20 protein-coding genes, 2 pseudogenes and 1 riboswitch are annotated in these 22567 nt (G+C 50.9%); of the genes and pseudogenes, 1 reads left to right on the top strand and 21 read right to left on the bottom strand.

Going from position 1 to position 22567, the window contains the following annotated elements:
• Nucleotides 1–10: 10 nt before the first annotated feature.
• From ACTNDI_RS03670 to ACTNDI_RS03620, 11 genes and pseudogenes are all read right to left on the bottom strand, one after another.
• Nucleotides 11–1177, bottom strand: a complete 1167-nt coding sequence (locus ACTNDI_RS03670) for an ABC transporter substrate-binding protein (protein WP_441099401.1) — start codon at nt 1175–1177, stop codon at nt 11–13.
• A gap of 179 nt (nt 1178–1356) precedes the next feature.
• A riboswitch (cobalamin riboswitch) is annotated at nt 1357–1533 on the bottom strand.
• 169 nt (nt 1534–1702) lie between these two features.
• Nucleotides 1703–2008: a hypothetical protein gene (locus tag ACTNDI_RS03665; RefSeq protein ID WP_441099400.1), complete on the bottom strand. Its 306-nt coding sequence runs from the start codon at nt 2006–2008 to the stop codon at nt 1703–1705.
• On the bottom strand, nt 2005–2415 hold the full coding sequence (locus tag ACTNDI_RS03660) for a peptide deformylase (RefSeq protein ID WP_441099399.1): 411 nt from the start codon (nt 2413–2415) through the stop codon (nt 2005–2007). Before ACTNDI_RS03660 ends, ACTNDI_RS03665 begins: the two co-directional genes overlap by 4 nt.
• 361 nt (nt 2416–2776) lie before the next feature.
• Nucleotides 2777–3262: pseudogene (locus tag ACTNDI_RS03655) on the bottom strand (glucuronate isomerase); the annotation flags it as partial.
• Between the two features lies 1 nt (nt 3263).
• Nucleotides 3264–3359, bottom strand: a pseudogene (locus ACTNDI_RS03650) (mannonate dehydratase); the annotation flags it as partial.
• A 167-nt stretch (nt 3360–3526) separates the two neighbouring features.
• On the bottom strand, nt 3527–4822 hold the full coding sequence (locus ACTNDI_RS03645; protein WP_441099398.1) for a glycoside hydrolase family 1 protein: 1296 nt from the start codon (nt 4820–4822) through the stop codon (nt 3527–3529).
• A gap of 12 nt (nt 4823–4834) precedes the next feature.
• Nucleotides 4835–6625 (bottom strand): family 43 glycosylhydrolase, encoded by a 1791-nt coding sequence (locus ACTNDI_RS03640; protein WP_441099397.1) that lies wholly within the window; start codon nt 6623–6625, stop codon nt 4835–4837.
• The gene (locus ACTNDI_RS03635; protein ID WP_441099396.1) at nt 6609–8873 is read right to left on the bottom strand and encodes a family 78 glycoside hydrolase catalytic domain; all 2265 of its coding nucleotides are present in this window, start codon (nt 8871–8873) and stop codon (nt 6609–6611) included. Before ACTNDI_RS03635 ends, ACTNDI_RS03640 begins: the two co-directional genes overlap by 17 nt.
• Nucleotide 8874: 1 nt before the next feature.
• Nucleotides 8875–9720, bottom strand: coding sequence for a sugar phosphate isomerase/epimerase family protein (locus tag ACTNDI_RS03630; RefSeq protein WP_441099395.1), 846 nt, complete (start codon nt 9718–9720; stop codon nt 8875–8877).
• Complete coding sequence (locus ACTNDI_RS03625) at nt 9717–11882, bottom strand: glycoside hydrolase family 2 TIM barrel-domain containing protein (protein WP_441099394.1); 2166 nt, start codon at nt 11880–11882, stop codon at nt 9717–9719. Before ACTNDI_RS03625 ends, ACTNDI_RS03630 begins: the two co-directional genes overlap by 4 nt.
• On the bottom strand, nt 11875–13392 hold the full coding sequence (locus ACTNDI_RS03620) for an MFS transporter (RefSeq protein ID WP_441099393.1): 1518 nt from the start codon (nt 13390–13392) through the stop codon (nt 11875–11877). Before ACTNDI_RS03620 ends, ACTNDI_RS03625 begins: the two co-directional genes overlap by 8 nt.
• A gap of 193 nt (nt 13393–13585) precedes the next feature.
• Here ACTNDI_RS03620 and ACTNDI_RS03615 point away from each other — a divergent pair, with 193 nt between their 5' ends.
• A complete protein-coding gene (locus ACTNDI_RS03615; protein ID WP_441099392.1) occupies nt 13586–14824 on the top strand; it encodes a helix-turn-helix transcriptional regulator in 1239 nt (412 codons plus the stop codon).
• Between the two features lie 222 nt (nt 14825–15046).
• Here ACTNDI_RS03615 and ACTNDI_RS03610 read toward each other — a convergent pair whose 3' ends face one another.
• The 10 genes from ACTNDI_RS03610 to ACTNDI_RS03565 form a co-directional block, all read right to left on the bottom strand.
• Nucleotides 15047–15490: an Rrf2 family transcriptional regulator gene (locus tag ACTNDI_RS03610; protein WP_441099391.1), complete on the bottom strand. Its 444-nt coding sequence runs from the start codon at nt 15488–15490 to the stop codon at nt 15047–15049.
• 151 nt (nt 15491–15641) lie between these two features.
• Nucleotides 15642–16490: a protein-ADP-ribose hydrolase gene (locus ACTNDI_RS03605; protein WP_441099390.1), complete on the bottom strand. Its 849-nt coding sequence runs from the start codon at nt 16488–16490 to the stop codon at nt 15642–15644.
• Nucleotides 16491–16694: 204 nt separating this feature from the next.
• On the bottom strand, nt 16695–17639 hold the full coding sequence (locus tag ACTNDI_RS03600; protein WP_441099389.1) for an SIR2 family NAD-dependent protein deacylase: 945 nt from the start codon (nt 17637–17639) through the stop codon (nt 16695–16697).
• A 48-nt stretch (nt 17640–17687) separates the two neighbouring features.
• Complete coding sequence (locus ACTNDI_RS03595; protein ID WP_441099388.1) at nt 17688–17831, bottom strand: hypothetical protein; 144 nt, start codon at nt 17829–17831, stop codon at nt 17688–17690.
• 1 nt (nt 17832) lies between these two features.
• Nucleotides 17833–18498, bottom strand: coding sequence for a 4Fe-4S binding protein (locus ACTNDI_RS03590; protein ID WP_441099387.1), 666 nt, complete (start codon nt 18496–18498; stop codon nt 17833–17835).
• A gap of 193 nt (nt 18499–18691) precedes the next feature.
• A complete protein-coding gene (locus ACTNDI_RS03585; protein ID WP_279200722.1) occupies nt 18692–18856 on the bottom strand; it encodes a hypothetical protein in 165 nt (54 codons plus the stop codon).
• Complete coding sequence (locus tag ACTNDI_RS03580; protein ID WP_441099386.1) at nt 18849–19058, bottom strand: ErpK protein; 210 nt, start codon at nt 19056–19058, stop codon at nt 18849–18851. Before ACTNDI_RS03580 ends, ACTNDI_RS03585 begins: the two co-directional genes overlap by 8 nt.
• A gap of 23 nt (nt 19059–19081) precedes the next feature.
• Nucleotides 19082–20320: an IS1634 family transposase gene (locus ACTNDI_RS03575; protein ID WP_441099385.1), complete on the bottom strand. Its 1239-nt coding sequence runs from the start codon at nt 20318–20320 to the stop codon at nt 19082–19084.
• Between the two features lie 170 nt (nt 20321–20490).
• On the bottom strand, nt 20491–21711 hold the full coding sequence (gene tet(40) / locus ACTNDI_RS03570) for a tetracycline efflux MFS transporter Tet(40) (protein WP_441099384.1): 1221 nt from the start codon (nt 21709–21711) through the stop codon (nt 20491–20493).
• Between the two features lie 41 nt (nt 21712–21752).
• Complete coding sequence (locus ACTNDI_RS03565; protein WP_002586626.1) at nt 21753–22520, bottom strand: class I SAM-dependent methyltransferase; 768 nt, start codon at nt 22518–22520, stop codon at nt 21753–21755.
• Between the last annotated feature and the right edge of the window lie 47 nt (nt 22521–22567).

The raw sequence follows: 22567 nt of genomic DNA, 5'->3' as shown, positions 1-22567 counted from the left end.
TGTCACCTGCTTAAAAACTGAATCCGGCATCGGGATAAAGGCCCTTGGCAAAGGTTTCAATTCCATCCTGTGTCCTGGTTGCCGCAGCGTACATCTCGCTCAGCATTATCGGAACAACCCGTCCATTCTTCACCGCGGACAGGCTCTGAAAAGTCTTATCATCATTGAAGACCGCCAGCTTCTCATCCTGGATTGTCTGCGGATCATCTCCGGAATATGGCATATACACAACAAAAATAACATCCGGATCGGCTGCGATGATATCTTCCTTTCCCACTTCAGATGCATCCGGATTTGCCAGCTCTGCCCCCAGCTGCGTCACCATGTCGCCTCCAAGCGAATCCGCCCCGTAATTGGTGAATGTATCGTCATTGGATTCCAGAATCATAACCGAAGGCTTTTCCTGCTGGCTCCCTGCCTGAGCAAGCACATCTGCTATTGTACTTTTCATTTTATTAACGATAGCTTCTGCCCTGTCCTGAACATCAAAAATAATTCCAAGGTTGAGGATGTCCTGATACTCATTTTCCAGTGTCCGGGGGCTGTCATTACGGGCAGTATTGGAATTGATGTAAACATTGGTTCCCTTGTTGATCCAGTCCATCGTATCGCCCAGTGTTTTTTCCTGGAACAGAGACCCCCAGGACAAAATCATATCCGGTTCCAGCATCGTAACCGTTTCTTTGGAAGGAGTGAACTCATCCAGGTAATTCAGACTGTCAAAGGCATTCTTCATGCTGTCCGGAACAGCGTTGTCCAGTCCCGCAGCCGCCACGATGTGATCCTGAAGTCCCAGAGCAAGCAGTGTTTCTATACTGCCCTGATAGACGGCCAGAACCTTCTCCGGTGCTTTCTCGTAGGTGGTTTCGATCGCCTTTCCGTCCGAACCATATGTCTTAATTGTTACAGGATACTGCGTGTGTTTGGATGTTGCTTCCACAGAAGATGACGTAACAACGGTCTCCTGTTCCGATACCTGGGATCCGGAAACAGCGTTTTCTGAAGATCCTACCTCCTGTTCCTTGGAAGCTGAAGTGACATTCGCTGCCACAGAAGAGGATGCGGCACTTTGTCCGGAATCTCCCGAAGAGGAGCCTCCTCCGCATCCGGCAATCCCTAATGCCAGACCGGATGACAGCATGACAGCCACAATCTGTTTCCATACTTTGTTTTTCATTTCCTTGATTCCTTTCTAACTGGAAATATGATGATTTGATTGAAGAGTATAATTACGGCATAAAAAAAACCGTTTTCCAACGAAAACGGCACAAAACAGCAATCAAAAACAAACCGGATTCTCTGCCCCGGTGTTTTGTCTCACAAGTTCTTTTTGTAATAACATTATCTGCCGTAACCGTTATTTACAAACTGCAAGCAGGCTTCCTGACTTATGGCCATATTCTGTACCGCCTTCCCAGGCACCCGGCCCAGTGGCATTCTGGCACAAAAAACCAATTACAGTTGCGGGACAGTACAGGATTCTCACCTGTTTTCCTTTTCGGAATTCTCCGCACTTGCAGTCGCTAATGGAAAACATTCTAACATATTCCAGTGAACGCAACAAGTATTTTCAAGAAAACCAACATCTCACTTCAGATTGTAATCATTTTCCCGGATTTCTTCGCGGCTCACCACACGGCTACAAATGTAAGGTCACTTCATATTATCAAAAATCACGAGAATGCAGCGGCATCACATGCAATCAATCATCTTCGTCACCTTCACCGAATCCATAGTTAAGAAACTCATTATATCTGGCGTTGGCTGTCTCCGCCTCTTTCTTCGCGATCCACCGCTCACGGTCGCTCATGATTGCCAGCATCTCATCAGCGATTTCCTCCGCTGTCCGCGGCTTTGCGGCATACAGATATGCCGTCATGCGGCGCATGGTCTTTTCCGATCCGAGATTCTTCGCGATTGCCTTGCCGAATTCTTCCGGGTAGCCCATATGGATGATTGTCTCAAGCAGCTCGCGATAAGCCGCTTTCCATGATTCCGGCGCACTCATATAATAACCCCCGCGAGATGGTCACACTCATGCTGGATGATCTGTGCCGTCCACCCGGAACAGCTCTGGCGGCGCTTCTTCCAGCTGCTGTCATAGTATTCGACTTCGATATTCTGATACCGTGTGGTCTTCCGGACGCCGGGCAGCGACAGACAGCCTTCTTCCGTCTCATACGGCGTGTCTTTTCTCACAATGACAGGGTTATACATCACGACATTCATGAATCCCATGTTGACAATGATGATTCTTTTCTTCACTCCAATCATGTTGGCCGCCATGCCGACGCAGTGATCCTGGTTAGCCTGCAGGGTATCCATGAGATCCTGTCCGACGGACAGATCCTGCTTTGTAGCTGCCTCAGATTTCTGTCCGAGAAAAAATACATCTTTTACTATCGGTTTAATCATTCAACATCTCCCATGCTGTAATATCATTGTTATTAAAAATTGTTTTTTAATTGTAACGTATTATGGGTTAAAAGCCAAATATTCTCCTGCATATATAATTCTTCTTGCATCAATTGTCAGGCAGTAACGGCAGACACATCCGTTCTCAACGCAAAATATGATATCAAACGAGATAAAACACGCTGCGCGAGTTTTATCTCGCTATCGCGACGCTCGCGTAAATAAAGAAGCTCGGACAGCGCAAGTACTTGCTGTCCGAGCCTCTGGCTTCTTTCTGTTATCTCTGTATTTTTTATTCTTTTTGCCGGAAACGGAACAGTTCAACAGCAAAAGCATTGATACTGAAAGGGCCGGGTCTCTATCACAAATCGAAGTACCTCTCCGCATTCCGGAAGCAAATACCTTCTACAATGGACAAAAGGGCCTTTTCATCATTTGGAAACTCGCCGTTTTCCACCCAGCCGCCGATCAGATCGCAGAGGATGCGTCGAAAGTACTCGTGCCGGGCGTAGCTGAGGAAGCTGCGCGAGTCAGTCAGCATACCGATGAATCCCGCAAGATAGCCGTCTGCGGCGAGAGTCGTGAGCTGATTGATCATGCCCTGCTTATGGTCGTTGAACCACCAGGCGCTTCCGTTCTGGACCTTGCTGACACCCCCGCTTGTCTGAAAGGCGCCCATCACGGTCACAAGAGCGGCATTGTCGTTGGGATTGAGAGAATACAGGATCGTTCTGGGCAGTTCCCCTGTATCGTCCAGTGCACCGAGAAAGGCCGCGAGTTCCTTGATAGACGGCGCATCGCCGATCGAGTCGACGCCGGCATCAGGACCGAAGACACGAAACACCCGATTTAAGAAAACGGTCTATGCTCGCCTCATCTACCAGAAGTCGCGGCAGACCGAAGATGTCCCAGGGCGGATCATCCATATGAACGGCCATTTGCATCGGCATGGAATCTCCTCCTTATTTTTGAAGACACACGTATTCGATACCACTTTATATTTCACCGGACAGTCTCGTTTCCTTGTATGCTCTTAACGCCATACAGGCCGCAGCCAAACCGGGCAATCCGTTGCTTATACAGTTTGTGGAATGATTTATCGAATGGACGTTTACTTTCTATAAGACCCCAGGAAGGCGAGGCTCTCCTTTGGCGTGCGCGTCTGTGTGGTGCGGTCGACGGCGATCAGTCCGAAGGTCATGGAAAATCCCTTCTGCCACTCGAAATTATCCAGCAGGCTCCAGTACATATAGCCCTTGAGGGGGATGCCGTCTTTGACGCAGCTCTCAACACCCGCAAGCGCACGACGGACAAATTCCACCCGGCGCGAATCGTCCGAGACAGCAATCCCGTTCTCCGTGACGATCAGATCCCCTTTAAAGTCCTCGGCAACACGACGGATCACATGCTCCAGAGCCTCGGGATAGAACTCGTAGTCCATCTGGGTCAGTTCCGCTCCCTCGGGGCAGGGCAGCTGTCCGGCGGGACCGTACTGCGTGCGGGTATAATTCTGCACGCCGAGAAAGTCGTCGTCTGCGATAAACGGCAGGTAGTGCCTGAACTCCTCGTCCCAGGCAGCCTCGGCATAGCTCTCCCCTCCCGGCATCGCCTGCAGATCATGCAGGGAGAGCGTAATGCCCACCCTGATGTCGGGGTACAGAGCCTTAATAGCTTCCTTCGCCGCCTGATGCGCGCGAAAGACCAGTGCGTCGCCCTCGGGCGTGCGGGAGCTTACAAAGATCTGAGGCTGTGGCGTTCCAAAGGCCTGGTTGTTCTCGATGGCGGCGAATTTCATGTTCTCCATCATTTTCTTAAAGTTCATGCCTACTTGTACGGTACCTTCAGCTTTCTTCGCGCCAGAGTCCGCGCTCTTCGCCGCCTGTTCGGCCATCAGGCGGAAGCGCCTGGAGATCGCCGCTAACTGCAGGCCCATGTTAGCCTCGTTGATCGTACAGATGTAGTTCAGCTCCGCGCCGAGCTTTTCGGTAACGTAAGCGGCGTATCGGCGGAAGTACCCGATAGTGCTCTCCGCTTCCCAGCCGCCCTTGCGAATCAGCCATGCAGGGGAGGTGAAATGCATCAGCGTCACAATGGGTTCTATGCCGTTCGCCCGACAGCAGCGGATCACGTCACGGTAGTGCTCAATCTCCCGCTCATCGAACTGCCCTTCCTCGGGCTCAATGCGTGCCCACTCAACAGAGAAGCGGTAGGCATTCAGCCCGGCCGCTGCCATCAGCTTTATATCTTCTTCATAACGGTGGTAATGGTCGCAGGCTTCGCCGCTGGGCTCGATGAAACTGCTGTGCGGCAGATGCTCCTGAATCCAATAGTCGCTGTTTCTGTTGTTGCCCTCAACCTGATGGGCAGCGGTCGCTGCGCCGATCAGAAATCCCTTCGTAAATGCCATTTTCTTCCCCCCTTACAGTTTCACACACTTGCCCTTAGTGATACCGTTTTCGTTAAAAGCATCCACACGAACATAGTATTCACGGCCCTTGATCAGCGCACCGACACGCTGCGAGCCGGCCTTGAAAATCATATAGCTGTGATATAACTTCTCCGGCGAGGAACCGAAGAGGATGTTGTATCCCAAAGTGTCCATCTGTTCCCTGATCTGTACCACCATGTCCAGATCGCCCGTTCGCGCAGCAGAAAAGACCGGCTCGGCTGGCTTTTCGCCATCCCCCAGGCCAAAGACACGAAGACCGGAGACGCACGGCGCCTGCTCAAAGGGCACAGCCATATCGCTCAGGCGTAGATACCGGACATCAATACCTTCCTCGCGTATGATCAGATCATGGGGAAGATCGGTTTCGGTGTCGGACTTGTCCTCGATGACAAACCATTTTTCCCCATCAACGCTCCCCTCCAGCTTCCACTGCGTAATGCGCTCCGCTTCATCGATGTAGCGCGCCTGCGAGCCGGGACGGATCTCTCCCGGACAGGGAGTGTCGATCCTGTCATCAGCAAAGTTTACCTGCACGGCGTGCACCTTGAATTGCTTCCCGAGATCGACGCACAGCCACTCGTTGCGGCTGTTGCCTGCTGCCCGCCACCAGGTCTGCACGTTCTCTTCCGTTGCCATCGAAGGTTCGTGGCCAGGGACAAAGGAAGAAGCGGTCGCTGCCTTTCCCACACTCAGCAGCATCCAGGCCGGATCGCGCCAGGGATCGCCTTCAAGCGCCATCGGCCAGTCGCCGTAACGCTGGTTGCAGAAGAGTTCGCCATCATTATCAAACCCCGCGGGCCATAGACCCACGCGGCGCTCAAAGTCATGGTTCACCGAGATTCGCATCGTCGCCGTATGCCAGAAACCTCCATTTTTATCCCTCATCGTCGAGCCATGACCCGCACCAGGAAGGAAGCCGCCCGGCTTGTAGGAATAGGGGTTGTTTTCAGACAGCCGGAAGGGGCCAAGCGGGCTTTCTCCCACATAGACGCCGTCGGAATAGGTATTGTACTGCGTTCCGGGGGCGGCGTATTGCAGATAGTACTTCCCGCAATGTTTGTCCATCCACGCTCCTTCAATATAGGGTTTGTTGGAAAACATGCCGCGGATAAGTGGCCGAAGGTTTTCAGGGACCATGCTCTCCGTCATGTTCCTGGACTTGAGATATGCCTGATATCTTGCCTCGACCTCTTCCGCGGAGGCTGGCAGTGTGCTGTTGTCCTCACCGACGCGCTCGTAGCCGATCTCAAAGGGATGGCCTTCTACGACAGCAACCGCTTCGTTCCTCGGAAGCATAGTCTCTGGATCGAGCTCCACGCCGTAAATTGGCGTCTCGTTGGAACACCCCCAGTAGAAATATACACGCCCGTCGTCATCCAGAAAGAGATTCGGATCCCAGAATGGGAAAGAACCTTCCATGCGCTCATAGGGGCCGTTCAGAACATCTTTCGTGCGCCAGCGGTCACAGCTGTGCTCGCGTGCAGAGGCACAGAAGTACACATAATCTCCGATTACGCGTACATCCGGAGCGTAATCATAGAAAGGCAGCCCCTCCGGCAGACGATAGCTCTCCCAGTGTGCCAGATCGTCCGACACCCAGACACCCAGTGTCATGGACGCGAAGATGTAGTAACGACCCTTGAAAAGAATCATTGAGGGATCGGCTGCCTCACGGCAGATCTGCAGTTCTCCGCCCTTGCGCGGATCGGCATTAAACTGATAACGGTAGCTAACATTGATAGGGTTACAGATATACTTCATAATGGTATTCTCCCTTGGTAACTTCGTGTGTTACCCCGTTCGGCAGCTCGACCCTGGCCGGGGCGGGCACTGAAATATCAAAGACCAATCTTCCGTTTTTATAGCACCAGGCGCTTTTGACCGTGCCGTACAGCGTACGCCGCTCAGCCCTGGCAAACCCAAGGGTGGGATGTGGATGTGGATGGATCGTGAGCTTCCCGGCTTTGAACTGAATACCGCAGACACCATCGAGCAGCCATCCGGCAATTGCTCCGTAGGAGTAGTGATTGAGGGAATCGTGCACCGTGCCGTCCCTGCGCACTCCGTCCCAGGTCTCCCAGGTCGTGGTCGCGCCCTTCTTCACCGCGTAGAGCCAGCCGGGGCAATCTTCCTGCAGCAGAAGCTTATAGGCAGTGTCCGTATAGCCGCAGTCCGCGAGTACGCGGCAGAGATCAGGAGTAGAGAGAAAACCGGTATTCAGGTGATAGCCGTTCTGAACAACCAGATCATTCAGCGCTTCCGCAGCAGCCTTTGCTTCCCCGCTATCCAGCAGCCCGAAAGCAATGGGGCGCACGTATTCGCACTGGCGGTCAGATTTGATCACGCAGTTCTTTGTGCATGTATAGCGATATGCCTTCTTTGCGCCCTCCGCGATTTCATTGAATTTATCCGCTTCCTCCTGTTTGCCGAGAATCGCGGCAATCTTGGACATCAGCGTGGCAGACTTGAAATAATAGGCCGTGGCAACCTCCGGCGCGCCGAACATCATGTTCTTTTTCATTGCGTCCATGTTGTCCACATCCGGCTGGCACCACTCCCCGAAGTGGAACCCCTCATCCACCAGATATTTTTTATACGGGTTCCGGAGATTCTGTGGCCGTGTTTTAGCGGCGCGCTTTTCGCAGAAAATCATCCAGCGGCGCATCATGTCGTAGTTTTCCTCAAGAATCGACCTGTCTCCCGTAGCCTCATAAATCGCCCAGGGCACCAGCACACAGGCATCGCCCCAGCCGGCGGAACCCTGCAGCATGTTTGAGATCATCGATCCTGAGTTGTTCACCGGAGCAATATTCTGTACCAGTCCATCCTCGCGCTGCGCCAGCCGGCACTCGCCAAGCCATTTGCGCAGAACCGGTGCGCAGTCCATCAACATCAGACCCGTCGGTGCGAAGACGCCTGCGTCGCCTGTCCATCCCGCGCGCTCACGGGTGGGACAATCGGTGGGGATGTCACAGAAATTCGAGCGCATGGACCACAGGCAGTTTTCAAAGAGGCGGTTCACCTCAGCGTTACCGCAGTTGAAAAACGCAGTCTGCGACATGTCGGAGTAAACAGCGATTGAGGTGAACCGCGCATCCGTCAGGTCAATATCGGCTTCTATCTTTGCGTAACGGAAACCGAAGATCGTGAAGCGCGGTTTATAGATGTTCAGCCCGTCTTTGCAGATGTATTCCAGCTTTTGCGGGATGCCCCCGTTCTTGTTACGCGCGCCCGGGTCAAAATTGGACTGGGTGAAGTTGCCGTTTTCGTCCAGGGTCTCGCCGTGCCAAATCACGATTCGCTGTCCCTCCTTGGCCCTTACACGAATCTCCGTATAGCCAGCAAGGTTTTGGCCAAAGTCGATCACCGTCTCACCGTTCGGCGTACGGATCAGCTTTCCCTCGAAGCGCTCATGCTCACAGACCGGTACGAAGGCCTCGCCACAGAGATGGTCAAAGCCGAAGTCCCGCACGGTAACAGCATGCCAGCCGGCAATCTCCTCCATGCGTGCATCGTATGTCTCACCCTGCTGGAGATCATTTTCGCGTATCGGTCCGCTCTGACTGGCCTCCCAGCTTTCATCGCTGCAAAGAGCAGCCTTGCCGTCGAGCTCGATCTGGCAGAGCAAGGCGAGATCCTCGCCGTAGAAATTCCGCAGCCCGTCAATGCCTACGCAGCCGCGGTACCAGCCGTCGCCGAGGGTGACAATCAGCTCATTCTCGCCTTTACGGAGCAGATCAGAAACATCGTAGGCCTGTACACACAATCGTTTATGGTAGTCACCCGTGCCGGGTGCCAGCACGAAGCTGCCGACGCGCGTGCCGTTAAGAACCGCCTCATACAAACCGTGACAAGTGATATACAGCACGGCGTTTCCCGTATTATCCATTGTGAAACGGCGGCGCAGAACAGAGGCGGGCTGCCGCTGTTCCTTGTCATGTGGCACCTCGGGATCGATCCATTTGGCCTCCCATCGTGCGGGCAGGCGGTTCTGCAAAAGCATACTCATATTATTTCCTTTCATTCAGCCAGCTGGCGCTGACTTCCAGACTTTTGATCGGGTCTTTATTCACCCAGTTTCTATGGCTCTCCAGAATGACACTCTCCACGCCGTTTTCCTGTGCAATCGCGAGCAGACCATCGAGATCCATGTTCCCGGTGCCAAGCTCCATGCTGTCAGCTTTTAGAATCGGCGTGATAGACGGGCCCGACTGACGGCTGCCGCGATCGGTGACATGCCAGAGCTTCATCCTGCTGCCGAGTCGTTTCATCCAGCTCTTCGCATCTGCCCCGCCATCGGTGAACCAGTAACTGTCGAACTCGAAACTGACAAAGCATGGATCAGTCTCGTCAATCAGTACGTCGTAAGCACGTTTTCCTCTTCCGAGCAGCAGCAGTTCGACGTTGTGGTTGTGGTACAGGAGCTCGACGCTCTCTTTTTTCAGCACTTCTCCCACTCTGTTAAGCCGCCCGGCCAACTCGCGCAAAGCCTTTTCGTCGCTATAGTCGAAACGGTACATGCCAGTGATTACGACCTTATCCGTGCCGAAACTCTTTGCTTCTGCAGCGACAGCAGAAGCATCACGCTCCAGGCTGCCGAGATCCGTATGAAGGCTGGAAACGCCAAGATTGCTTTCCGCTAGCAGAGCGTGCCAGTCGAGTTTTCCGCCCTTTCCGGTGGGCATGCCGGCCGCTTTCGTCAGCATGCGCACCAGCATCCCGGTCGGATGAATCATAAAGGAATTGAGCTCAAGACCGTCATATCCGGCTGCCTTGATTTTTTCCAGTGTCTCACGAGCCTGTGCTTCATTCGAAGTCACCGTACCCAGCATGATCTGTTGAACATAAGTCTTCATTTTTTGATTCCCTGCAATATCCTGTTGAGTTGCCTGATGGATTTCTCATCCGCACCGCTCTGTTTGAGAAGGCTCATCATGGTCATGCGCCCCATCATGCGCTGTAGTGCGGGATTGTCCTTCACAGCGTCGGCCACGTCGCCACGTTCGGAGGCTCCCTTAGCTATCATAGCATTCACGATCGCCCCGGCCTCCGGATGCTGCCGGATCTCGCCGAGCGTGTCGTTGATAGAAAAGCAGTTCGGGTCGATTTCGCCCGCATCGAACCAGTTGGTGACGCTGGCCGCAGCCTTGTTGAAGATGTAGCTTTCATCCGGCACGTCAACGCGGCGGATCACCGTTACGTCGCTGCAGCCGTCGCCCTCGGCGCGGATCATCTGATCGCCCAGCAGCGGGATGCGGAAGCGAAAGATCGTCTTGCCCTTCTGCGTGCCGATCAGCATGTCGTCCACATAAAGCTTCACTTCATCACAGTTAGAGTAGACCTTGATCTCGGTCTCGGCTTCGGCGCGGTTTTTATAACGCTTACCCGTTATGTGAACGAAGGGCTGCTCTTTGTTCCAGGCTGCCTTGTAGAGATAAAAAGCGTCCTTTCGCAGTTGACGATCAAAGGTCACAAGCCCCTTCTGATTCTCGCCATGCTTGCCGCCCTCGTCGCGGCCGTCTGCCGCAAAATCAAAGAGGTTCCACACGTATGTTGCCCAGAGATAAGGCCTCGCCTCGATCATGGCGAGCATGTGCTCGTGATAGAGTGCCTGATACTCTTCGGTGTAATCTCCCTTTTGGGGATTAGAAGAATGATAGGCGGGGTTGGCGTCCGCACCGTACTCCGAGAATCCGATGACACGTTCCGGATACTTCGCGTGGTACTCGTCAAAGAACTCATCGGTCTGTTCCAGCTCCCCCAGATACCAGCCGAAATACAGATTGTAGCTGTTGATATCGGGAATCTCGAGAATGGGACTATCGATCTCCAGCATAAAAACATTGGCCATCGTGGTCAGGCGCGTGGGATCCATGCGATGGCAAAGAGCGTTGAGCGCACGGTGGTTCTCCAGCAGATCCTCGTTCACGGCGCTCGCCGCGGTGATCTCATTGGAAAGGCCCCAGACCGCAATGCAGGGGTGGTTGTAGCACTGGGTAATCAGCTCGCGCATCTGATCGAGCGTGTTCTGCCGCCCGTTTTGCATGTGCATCGTGATATACGGGATCTCCGCCCAGACCACGATACCGTTTTCATCGCAGAGATCATAGAACTCCTGCGCATGCTGGTAATGGGCAAGCCGCAGCGAGTTTGCGCCAAGTTCGCGGATGATGGCCATATCGGCAGCATGATCCTCATAAGAGAGGGCGTTGCCCTTGCCCTTGAGGTCCTGATGACGACTCACGCCGCGCAGCGGGTAACTGCGGCCGTTGAGGAAGAAGCCCTTCTCTGAGTCGAAGGTAAAGACACGGCACCCGAAACGTGTGGAAACCTCATCTCCTGAAGGCAGCTTTGCCGTCGCAGTATAGAGATAGGGATCATTCAATCCATCCCAAAGATGAACGTTTTCGATGACAAACTCAGCGCAGTGCTCTACAGTCCGGGTCTCGCCGTTGACGGTGATATCGACCGACTTGCCATTATGCCAGGTTTCCACCGTAACCGTGGCGCTTTTACTTTCAAGATCCACCACTGGTGTGACCTTGATGCCGGGGGTTCCGTCCTTTAATAATTCAAAATGTTCCTCCGGAACGGAAATCAGATTTACCGACCGGTACAAACCGCCGTAGAAGGTGAAATCTGCCTTCTGGGGGTAGACCGTCGAATTTTCCTCATTGCTTACAGAGATTTCCAGCAGATTCTTCTTTTGCTTTTGCAGCTTCCCGCTCAGTTCCACGCGGAATGTGGAGTAACCTCCTTCATGATGAGTCAGCCGTTCGCCATTGAGCCAGACCTCGCAGGTGTTGGCAGCGCCATTGATTTCCAGAAACAGGCGCTCACCTGCTGTCTCCTCCTCTGTAAGCTCGCGCATATACCAGCAGGTACCGCGATAATAATCATTGCCTCCATCCTGTCCGTCAACAGCGTTCCAGGTGTGCGGCAGTGTGACGTTCTCGATCATGGCATCCCGGCTCTTCCCGAAACGCCAACCGTCTGTCAAGGTGGTAATTTTACGCATTTTTCAAATCTCCCTTATGAAGTTCTTTGTCGAATAGTTCTTCCTGCGCTGCTGATTTCTTCGCGTTGATGCGTTTCTGTACTTCAACCATCTCGGCGCGGCCAAGCTTGCACTTGCGCATGGCCAGCAGCGTGCAGATGAAGCCCAGGACTGCAAGACCGTAGCGCAGGAACATTGTCATCCAAAAGATACTGTCCGTCTGCGGATCAGTAGGCTGGGGCATGGTGGAGGTATAGCCGATCAGGGCAACACAGCCTGTGGCGATAGCAGCGGATAAAGAAGACACGATCTTGTCCACCAGACTGTAAGTGCCGGTCACAACGGCAGGGATGTATTTGCCATTGCGGTCCAGCTCAAAGTCGATAATATCGGCTATAAAGCCGGTGTTGGCGGTGGTGACGCACATGGCAAAACCGTTAACGGTAAAGGTCAGAACAACGAAGATTGTCTTAAAAAGCTGAGATGAGGAGATCGCTGTTGTGCCGACAGTATATTTCGTGATAATGAAAAACACAATCATGGCGACGTTAGCAAAGAGGCTGTAGCGGGTCCAGGCGATGATGGATTCCTTGTTGCCGTGCCTACCGGCGTAATGCGCACCGACAATGGCGAAAATGATGGAGGGGAACATACCGATCATGCTCAGCATAGTCGCCAGGCCCATATTGCCGATCAGAATGCCGTTGAGCATCGTGCTGACGATGGAGGCGGAAGCAGCCTGCTGGGCAATCTTATCGGAAGAGGCGGATATGATGTAACTCTGCAGCGGCTTATTGTGGCAAAGCACGTCGACCATGTCCTTCAGCTTGAGGCGCTCTGTCTTGCCGATGCCCCTGAAGTTTTCGGGCCTGTCGTACTCAGAAACACCGATACTGACAAGAACGACACCGATAAAGGAGATGGCAATGCACATCCAGCAGACCACGTTCAGGAAATCCTGATTGAAGCCGCCGCCCATTGCCGGCATGATTTTGGTGTAAACAATGATGTTCAGAGCCATCGGTGTGATGTAATTGAGGGCAGTCTGCCAAACACCAACGGTCGGGCGCTGCTTCGGATCATTGGTCATCAGGGCAGGGATGGTCTGAGCGGTAATGTTCACAATGGTGTAGCCAACTACATAAATCATATAGCATGCCAGGAACACGGGGATGCCGTGTCCTTTGCTGGAGAACACATTGAAAAGGCACAGGAGCCCGGTACACTCGATCACCCAGCCGATGAACAGCAGCGGACGAACTTTGCCGAAGGGTGTGTTGAAGCGGTCATACACAAAGGCAAGCAACGGATCGGTAATCGCATCAAAAATGCGGGTAAAGGTCAGCAGACCGCCGACTACCACTGTTGCGATGCCGTACCCGATGCTGGCCGAGTAGCTGGCAAGGCCAATCAGGAAATACACGGCCATGCCGTTAAAGGCGTTGAATGCGACAAGAATAATCTGCCAGAGTTTGGCACGGCGATATTCAACACCGTCGATCTGACTTTGCGTGAGTTTTTCTTCTTCCATTGTATTATCTCCTGTTTTTTTGTTGATTTTTGGGGATTTCTTCGTCTGCAATGGCATCATACCAAACAGTACGGACGGCCGTAAAGCCAATAATCCTGCAAAAATTACAAAAATTCAGGATGATTATTGTTCGTGTGGGATAATTGTGATACAGTGAAAAAAAAGGCCAGCGGAACGGGGGTGCATAAGACTTATGGATCATGACATGACGCGGGGAGAAGAGAATCTTCTTCTGCTTGAATCTATTATTTCCAGCAACGAAAAGCTGTATGTGTGGTGCTACAACGAGAATTGTGACCTGATCGCTTCCACCTGTCCCGCAGAAAACTCGGAGCTTCTTGCAAAGGCTTTTTCCATTCTCGGAGCAAATGAGAAGTTACAAAAGATTACAAAAAATACTGATCATAGTGTTCCCTTTCTGATCGGCTCGTCGATCGGGATGCAATGGGCTGTCACCTTTGAGGATGAGCGAAAGCAAAGCCTGATCTTCGTGATCGGCCCCGTGTTCTACACGGAGCCTTCCGAGCAGCAGCTGCGCACATCTCTTCGACCGTTTATTGACACACACGAAAATGCCCGCTGGAGCAGAAATCTGATCGCCGCGCTTCCGCGGATGCCGGTGATGCCCTACGCCATTTTCTCACGCTATGTAATGCTTGTGCACAACACCCTGACAGGTAGACAGCTCGGCCCTGAGGTACTGGGTTCCATAAGTTCCTCTCCCGAGGACAAAATTGTGCCCGTCGACACGCGAAATCGGGAAAAAATATGGCTGTCCGAACGCGCCATGCTGCAGATGGTACGCAACGGCGATATCAATTACCATACCATTATTCAGCGCAGCATTGACCTCAGCCCTGGCGTACCCATTAAAAGTGCTGATCCGCTGAGACAGTCAAAGACCAGTGTTGTCGTCTTTACAACCCTGGTCAGCCGCGCGGCCATGGAAGCCGGCTTGTCGCCTGAAATTGCTTACGCAGTAGGTGACTCTTATCTCCAGGCTGTGGAGGACAGCAAGGATTCCGGCGAGCTTTCCGCACTGGCAGACGCCATGTATCATGACTTTATCTACCGAGTCCATTATCTGCGCACAAATCCGGGCTATTCCCACGAAATTCAGAAATGCTGCGACTACATCGAACTTAGCCTTGACCGGAAAATCCGCGTCTCCGAAATGGCCTCGCTCGTGGGTTATACGGAATACTATCTGACGGAGAAATTCAAGAAAGAAACCGGTATTTCAGTCAGCCAGTATATCCGCCTCGCCAAGGTGAAACGCGCCAAGGTACTGCTGGAATCCACCGACATGAGCGTTCGTGAAATCTCGGAGTGCCTTGCTTTCAACACGGTCAACTATTTTATCCAGAGCTTCCGTGACACCGCAGGCTGCACGCCCGCTCAGTATCGTAAGAAACACAAAACACCGCAGTGATTGCTATCAGATTTGCAGTTTATTTCAACCTCTGTTAAGGTGCGGATCAATTCTCCGGACGGAGGTGATTGCTATCAGATTTGCAGTTTATTTCAATCTGCCGGCGCATACAGCTATGAGCAGGCAGACCACGATCTTCTATCTTTATCAGCTGACGATAATGATCATGTGTCCAGCTCAAATCAGGGCGCATTGCGTCCTGATTTGGGAAAACCAGGAAATTCATCCAGCTTTCTCTGTCTGTATTTCTTTGTAGAGATCAGAGATCACATCACTGAGCCTATGCTTTTTCAGGCTTTCTTCAAAATCTTTCTGAACATCCTGCAATTTGCCATACAGCGAGGCGTGGATATTTCTGCCGACCGGGCACAGAGGATTCGTATTGTCATGGAAGTGGAAGAGATCTTCCTTGTTCTTCTCCACAGCTTCATACACATCATAAAACGTAATCTGATCCAGCGGCCTTGTAATCGCAATGCCTCCCGGCCCTCTCTTGATTTCAATCAGCCCGGCATTTTTGAGATCCGACATAAGATTACGGATGATCACCGGGTTGCTCCCGATGCTTGACGCAAGAAAATCGCTGGTCACCTTTTCCTCTTTGCCAAAATATTCCACCGCCGCCAGGATGTGAATCGCTATCGTAAATTTCGTTGATATCTGCATAAAATTTCCCCCTCTATCATACCTCTCGTTGATATCTGCACAAAGCCTCTCCCTCTATCGTACCTCTTGTCGACCTCTGCACAAAGCCTCTCCCTCTATCGTACCTCTCGTTGACCTCTGCACAAAACCTCTCCCTTTATCGTATATTACATCACTTTTGATTTTGCCCCATCCGGGCATTTGTACCCGATGGATATAAAATCTCCCGGTAAATTTCACGGTCGCTCTCCTTAAACACATTAAAAATGACACGATGCACGGAGGACTCCGGATGTGCATCAAGCCAGCCTCTTACCGTACTCACGGCAATTTCTGCCGCCTTGTCCTGCGGAAAATGGAATACACCGGTGGATATGCAACAAAACGCAACAGATTCCAGCTGATGACCGGAGGCTGTGGAAAGAACCGACCGATAGCAGGAGGCCAGCAGTTCCTTATCCTTCCCGGTAAGCCAACCGGACACAATCGGTCCAACCGTATGAATCACATAGCGCGCGGGAAGATTATAGCCCGGCGTGATCTTTGCCTCGCCAGTAGGCTCCTCATGCCCCTGCGCTTTCATAATCTGATAACACTTTTCCCGCAGTTCCACACCTGCCATGGTGTGAATCATGTTGTCTATGCAGCCATGTAGCGGAGAGAAGCACCCGAGCATCTGGGAATTGGCAGCATTCACAATCGCATCGGCCTTAAGCGTCGTGATATCCCCCTGCCATAGAAAAAGACGATGATCCAGCCCGGCCGGCGGCAGGTCCGCTGCCTCAGTGATTCCCTTTTCCACGGTGATGCCTTTTAAAACTTCCGACTGCACCGTATAAAAATCATCCGGTAATGTATGTCCGGTATCCCCCGACGGCATACGGACATTGCAGAGTGCCCGATAGAGATCAAATGCCTGCTTCGGGTCATCTGGAAGAGCATATCCCGCATACTCCGGCATTTCTGTTTCCAGACACTTAATCAGAAAATGAAGTTTTTCCATCTGTTCCTTATCATTCATATATTTTCCTCCTGTAACCGGGAATCTGACCTCGTCAGACCAACAAATTAAGTCTGTATGTCTCTGATCCTCTGACGCCATAGAAGCATACTCTCGGATCCTCTTATGTCATAGAATCCTACTCTCTAACCCTCTTATGCCAGAGAATCCTACTCTCTGACCCTCTTATGCCACAGAATCAAACAAGCAAACAATAATAAGTCTTCAGACTCCAAGTCTATTCAGAACTTCTCCGATTCCCTTATCAATGCAGACACTCCTCTTCACGATCTCCCGGCTGCAGCCAGCTTCGCCCAGGTTTACGCACGCATAGAAGGCATTCGGATTCTTCTTTGTGTATTCCCAGAATGGAAATTTTATGATGACGGGCGTGTTCATGCCGACCCCGAGTTCCAGATACAGAACGCGAAGCCGTTCGTGCCGGCGCAGGAATTCCTGATACCGCTCCGCTGCCTGATGCCAGCCCTCATCCTCCACAAAGCTGTCGTCGCAGCGAAGATTCGTAGTCATCAACTTTCCATCATCCGGACACACCGGAACAAGATCAGACGGCACCGTCATTCTGATCTTCGTGTCCTTCGGGACAATCAGTTCTCCATTCTTTTCGATCTGATATCCTTCCGAAAGAATCATCCTGCGGATGACCTCGTAGTTATCGTAGGTCCTTTTCTTCGCCTCTTTGCCAGGGGAACTGCTCTGGAACAAGCCATAATCACCCTGCGTATAGAAAAGCCGCTTCTTATCGAAACCGCTCCTCTGAAAGCAATGATCCACATTGGTCGTCAGAACAAAATAATCTTTATCCTTTACCAGTGCAAGCAGCCGCCCGTAGAGATCTGACGGGATCGGTGCGTACCGGTTGATCCAGATATTCCTGCACCAGTATCCCCAGAATTCTTCCATCGTCTGATACGGATAGAAACCTCCGGAATACATATCCCGAAACCCATATTTTCTCTCAAAATCCGCAAAATATTTCTCGAATCGCTCTCCCGAGTAGGTATATCCTGCCGCGGTCGAAAGACCGCTCCCTGCTCCGATTACAACCGCATCCGCGTTTGCAAGCTGTTCCTGCAGCACAGAAATTTTTTGATCAAAGCTCATTTTCGAATCATCTGTCATGATCCTATCTGGATTAAAAAAATACATCAGGTGCTCCTCCTATAATTAAAATAAGGAAAACTTTTTTCCGCCGTCTCAGCCTGCGACTTCTCCGCATGCCGCGCCGCAGTACTCGCAGTCCTTCAACTTCCCTTCCGGAAGGAAGCACATCCTGCGCTGTTTCTCGACCAGCTTCTTCACAAAATCTGTTGCCGGTTTCTCGAGCAATTCCTTCGGCATCTTATTCTCCTCTGTGCACGATTGCCTGAACCGGGCAGTTCTCGAAGCAGAGTCCGCAGTGCAGGCAGTTCTCCTGATGGATCAGGAATGGTGTTCCCTTCGTAATGCACTGCTGCGGACAGCCGCGCATACACTTTCCGCAGCCGATACAGGCGTCGGTGATCAGGAAACCCTTTTCACGCGGTGCATGACAAATCTTTGCCTCTTTCTCTGTATCCTGCAGCGCCTCGTCCGAAGCTTCCTCCCAGCCAAACACAAAGCTTTCGCGATAAATCGGGCTTTTTCCTAGATCAAAGAATTCCAGTTCTCCTTTGCTTATACAGAACGGTTCCAGAATATAGCGGCTTTCTCCCGGATACACGCCGTTCATCACCGGATTTTCCTCGAAAATACGGTCAATCCACTGTCTCTGATCCGCAAGTTTTTCTGCCTTACCCGACAGCCGGACCATTTGAAAATCCTTGTTGAGGCCGGTGACAGCAACGTCCGGGTGTTTCAGGAGCTGACGGTAAAAATCTTTTCCGCGCCCTGTGCAGAAATACAGCTTATCCTGCTCTACGATCATCACGTCGATGATCCGGACCTCCGGTTTTCCCTCATCATTCACCGTGGCAAAGGCCACATCCTTGATTCCCCGCAGAATATTAAGACAGCTTTGAGCATCCATATACTTTCCTCCTCGTATACCTTACATCGCTATGATCTGTTAAAATTTTCCGCCTGCAATTTACATTCTTTAGTTGTAATATATATTATTACATTAATTCTGTCAAGCTTTTTATCTGGATGTGAACTTCCAGTCTTTTTACAACTCGAACAGCCCCAACAGCACTTGCTTAAGCATGGAGAGATCAGCTGATTTACTCAAAAGGTAATTCTTCTGATGTCTCCTTTTTCTGATTTATATACTTATTGTATTCCTGCAGCAATCCGCGTTCTTCGAGAAACTGCTCTGTCCACAGCTGAAGCTGCTCATATTTTCGGATTTCTTCCCAAAGCTGGGGCTTCGTTTTCTTCTCATTCATCTTCAGTTCCACCCTGTATAAATTGCAGGATCTCTGTATAACTGTGAGGGCTGTTAGCTATCGCTTTCATAAGCTCCTCAGTTTGGATCGCTTTCTTCTTTTCCAAAAGCTTGTCAAGCTCTGCAGTCAGACGGTCATACTGCTCCCGGTTCCTGCTGATTGCCTGTTCCGTTTTCTCTATCTTTTCGTCCAGTGTTTCCATCCCGGATCTTCTTGTTCGTGCCATCACACTTCTCCCTTCAAAATCTTATCGATCCCCCTGGCTGTTTCTTTTACATCCGCAGGATTCATTCCAAACGCATCAAGGATCTCTTTCTGTGTTTTTGTTATTGCATGGTCCAACCGGTATGCATGGTCTGCCTGCCTGCAGATCTCGATCTTCTCCAGCTCCCGCACAGCAGCCGGGACCGTAAGATAGTTCGGCTTTTTCACCATGCTTCTTGCCTTATCACGAAGCTTTGTGTACATCCTGCACCGGATAATCAGAGCAATAAATCCAATAAAGATCTTGTTCGCTGCAGCTTCGTCCGACGCTACACGAAGGCTGCTGTTGCCCAGATATGACTTGTCCGCCCGGAAGAGCTTCTCTGAACTGTCTCTGCTCTTATACAGTGTGATGGCATCTTTGTGGTCCATTTTTTCTGAAGTAATGATGACGAAGTATCCGCAGAGATTCAATGCATCACGGATGGCCGGAAGATTCGGTTCAGCATAAACAAAGTGGTGATTCTCTTTGTTGTAATGCATATGAAAGTACTTATGAAATGCAGGCCCGAATTCCCGGTCTGTGTCCCTGTACTGCTCCAGATACTTCTGCATCTCAAGCAGTTTTGTCTCGAAATCGTATCTTTCACCGGCAGCTTTCCCCGCGTTGTAATAAAGATGCACATATCTTTTCTTTGTATCGGAAGAATAGATGAATGTATGAATTGTTTTTCCATATACACCAAACTCAGGGACCTGGGAACCCCATTCACTTTCAAAAGTTCCTTTGTTCTTCAGAACCAGGTCTCTGACCAGGTCCTTCAATCCTTTCACCATAATAACAAACGAAAAACCATTCTGGTCCATGAAATTCAGGTTTTCTTTGCTGAAATATCCCCGGTCAAGAATAAAACCAATGTTTCTGTATCCGTAGCTCTTCACTTTGGCAATCATGTACTGAAGCTGCGAAACATCATTGATACTTCCGGGATATTTCTCATACAGGAGAGGAAGCTCATTACTGGTATCAAACCCTACTGCATAGTTGAAGATCGGCGCTCCTGTATCCACCTTGGCGGCACCAAACTCGACCATGCTGATATCTCCGGCCTCACAGTTCTTGTTGGTTGAATCATAAGATATGTAGATCCGCTCATCCTTATCAGATTTCTTATTCCATAATTCCAGGAAGTTCTGGCGCTGTTCTTCATTGAGTTCACGGAAAAAATCAGAGACCCTGGAATCACTGTACTGCTTCATTTCCTGCGTAAATGCTCATGTACGGTAAAGTATCACAAGAAAATTATGTCGAATTGACAGCCGCCTCCGCTATACCGAATAAGGAAATAAAGAGTCCTCAAATTTTGCGCTACTAAATGAAGACGAGCGGAAGTAATCTCCCGCTCGTCAGTAAACTTAACTATGCCATATCAATCCCGCTTCTTTCCCGCCACCGGCACTAAGAACAGCGCGGGCAACAGCAGGAAAGCGGTACAGACCAGCCCCCAGGGTATGGACACCTGCTGGGCTACCAGCCCCACAATAGGCCCGCCGATGATCTGCCCGAAAGAGTCCAGCTGTCCGCTGGTGGAAAAGACTGTGGCGCGCATTTTCTCATCCACATGGTCGTTCATCCAGGCGGCCAGCACAGGCTCCTTGATGGTGCGCATAAGCCCCGCCAGCAGGAACACCAACAACATGAACCAAAAGCTCCGCCCCACCGCGAAGAGAACCAGGCACAGGATATACCCGGCGCTGGTGGACATGACCACACTGGTTCGGCTGACAGTCCCTTTTTTCTCCATGCGGGCGATGAGCAACTGAGAAGCCAGAATACCTAAGCCGCTGCCGATAAGACTGATAACACCGAACCAAGTGACGCTGTTCAGCGGCCCGATAACGGGTATTACCGTGTCATCCAGAAAATGAGCGGTGGAGAGCCGGTCAAAGCCTTCACTGGCAAGTCCCCCGCATAGTGTGATTGCTAAGAGCGCCCGCAACACAGGTGCGCCTTTCACAAAGCCCAGGTTGAGCTTGAACAGGCAGACAAAGTCTTTAAGCAAGCCCTGCCGTTCCTCAATAGCAGGGGAGAAGTTGGTTTCTGGCATGATGCGAACCAACACCAGCCCCAACAACAAGCACAAACTGCCCCCCAAGATGACAGGCATTTGCAGGTTTATGTTTCCCAGCAGTGTGCCCAGCACCACGCCCAGAACGCCGCCGATTTGCCCCATTTGACTGCCCCGCAGGAACACCTTGTCTATGGGTTTGTCCTCTTCCTCCGAGGCAATCCACGCCTCCAGAGCGCCGGTGATGAAGGTATCACCGCAACCCCAGACAACCTGGGCCAGCAGAACCGGCGCGAACCACGGTAGCGCACCCTCCATCAGAAAGCCCAGGCCGTAGAGGAACATTCCAATCAGCACCGAGCGCCGACGGCTATACAAATCCGACACCACACCGGTGGGTATCTCGAACAGAAAGCAGGAGGTCTCCAGAACCGTCCCTACCAGGACAAGCTGGAAAGCATCCAGCTGCACCACCTCCAGGAGGTACACGTTGGAAAGCACTGTGGACATAGAAACCGCCAGGGAAAAGACAAATCGGAACAGCAGGTAGACAGAATATGCCTTTGAATTTTTAGCAAACATGAAGTTACATTCTCCTTTACGAATCAGTGGGTTGTTTGAATTTATTTTAAGCTATCACGTTTTACCTTCTTAAGCCTTACTATCATTACCATAGGAATTTCTTTGTTGGTTTTAAAACATTCTTCATAAAATCCATCAATGACAAATCCAGCTCTAAAACAAAGGTTAAAAATATCTTGTATGGAACGATGATAATAAATCTGCTCTTTCGGTTGCCCTTCAATCGCTATATCATAGTAACTGTGCGGTGTCATATATTTTTCAGTCAACGTGACAAAACAAGGGTGTTGCGTTGCAAAGACAAAAATTCCGCTTTCCTGCAACAGTTCATAAACAGCCATAAGAAGTGGTTCAATATCCGTAATATCCATAATTGCCATATTAGAAACTGCTTTCGTAAAGGCTCGATTTCTTTTTAATTCTAATATACTTTTTCTATCGGTCGCATCCGCCACACAAAATTCAATTTGTTTTGCATATTGTGATTGCCGTCTTTTAGCCAATTCTATCATTTTTTTGCTGTAATCAAAAGCGACAACCGAAGCGCCTCTTTGTGCAAGATACGAAGAATAATTTCCATTGCCACACGCAATATCCAAAATGTAATCCGCAGGATTAGGAGATAGAAGTTCCGTTACTTTGGGACGCACTACCTCTCTGTGAAATTCATTAGATTCGTCACCCATTGCATTATCCCAAAATTGTGCGTTCTCCTCCCAGATTTTTTTACTTTCCTCTGTTCCCATGTTCTCTCCCACTCCCCAAATTTGCTTTTTTGCTTCCATTAAATCTTCCTTACTATATTCCATTGTTACCCTCCATAACTTCTGATTGTTGCCGTCTTGACGATTATGTA

It is taken from the genome of Bilifractor sp. HCP3S3_D3 (assembly GCF_052063915.1).
Classification (GTDB): Bacteria; Bacillota; Clostridia; order Lachnospirales; family Lachnospiraceae; genus Bilifractor.
The sequence above is the reverse complement of the archived record's forward strand: the minus strand, read 5'-3'. Positions and strand labels throughout refer to the sequence as shown.

Bases quoted from the DNA above. Each gene is read 5' to 3' on its own strand.
- ACTNDI_RS03670 (WP_441099401.1), bottom strand. From the start codon at position 1,177: ATGAAAAACAAAGTATGGAAACAGATTGTGGCTGTCATGCTGTCATCC.
- ACTNDI_RS03665 (WP_441099400.1), bottom strand. From the start codon at position 2,008: ATGAGTGCGCCGGAATCATGGAAAGCGGCTTATCGCGAGCTGCTTGAG.
- ACTNDI_RS03660 (WP_441099399.1), bottom strand. From the start codon at position 2,415: ATGATTAAACCGATAGTAAAAGATGTATTTTTTCTCGGACAGAAATCT.
- ACTNDI_RS03645 (WP_441099398.1), bottom strand. From the start codon at position 4,822: ATGGCATTTACGAAGGGATTTCTGATCGGCGCAGCGACCGCTGCCCAT.
- ACTNDI_RS03640 (WP_441099397.1), bottom strand. From the start codon at position 6,625: ATGAAGTATATCTGTAACCCTATCAATGTTAGCTACCGTTATCAGTTT.
- ACTNDI_RS03635 (WP_441099396.1), bottom strand. From the start codon at position 8,873: ATGAGTATGCTTTTGCAGAACCGCCTGCCCGCACGATGGGAGGCCAAA.
- ACTNDI_RS03630 (WP_441099395.1), bottom strand. From the start codon at position 9,720: ATGAAGACTTATGTTCAACAGATCATGCTGGGTACGGTGACTTCGAAT.
- ACTNDI_RS03625 (WP_441099394.1), bottom strand. From the start codon at position 11,882: ATGCGTAAAATTACCACCTTGACAGACGGTTGGCGTTTCGGGAAGAGC.
- ACTNDI_RS03620 (WP_441099393.1), bottom strand. From the start codon at position 13,392: ATGGAAGAAGAAAAACTCACGCAAAGTCAGATCGACGGTGTTGAATAT.
- ACTNDI_RS03615 (WP_441099392.1), top strand. From the start codon at position 13,586: ATGGATCATGACATGACGCGGGGAGAAGAGAATCTTCTTCTGCTTGAA.
- ACTNDI_RS03610 (WP_441099391.1), bottom strand. From the start codon at position 15,490: ATGCAGATATCAACGAAATTTACGATAGCGATTCACATCCTGGCGGCG.
- ACTNDI_RS03605 (WP_441099390.1), bottom strand. From the start codon at position 16,490: ATGAATGATAAGGAACAGATGGAAAAACTTCATTTTCTGATTAAGTGT.
- ACTNDI_RS03600 (WP_441099389.1), bottom strand. From the start codon at position 17,639: ATGTATTTTTTTAATCCAGATAGGATCATGACAGATGATTCGAAAATG.
- ACTNDI_RS03595 (WP_441099388.1), bottom strand. From the start codon at position 17,831: ATGCCGAAGGAATTGCTCGAGAAACCGGCAACAGATTTTGTGAAGAAG.
- ACTNDI_RS03590 (WP_441099387.1), bottom strand. From the start codon at position 18,498: ATGGATGCTCAAAGCTGTCTTAATATTCTGCGGGGAATCAAGGATGTG.
- ACTNDI_RS03585 (WP_279200722.1), bottom strand. From the start codon at position 18,856: ATGAATGAGAAGAAAACGAAGCCCCAGCTTTGGGAAGAAATCCGAAAA.
- ACTNDI_RS03580 (WP_441099386.1), bottom strand. From the start codon at position 19,058: ATGGAAACACTGGACGAAAAGATAGAGAAAACGGAACAGGCAATCAGC.
- ACTNDI_RS03575 (WP_441099385.1), bottom strand. From the start codon at position 20,320: ATGAAGCAGTACAGTGATTCCAGGGTCTCTGATTTTTTCCGTGAACTC.
- ACTNDI_RS03565 (WP_002586626.1), bottom strand. From the start codon at position 22,520: ATGGAATATAGTAAGGAAGATTTAATGGAAGCAAAAAAGCAAATTTGG.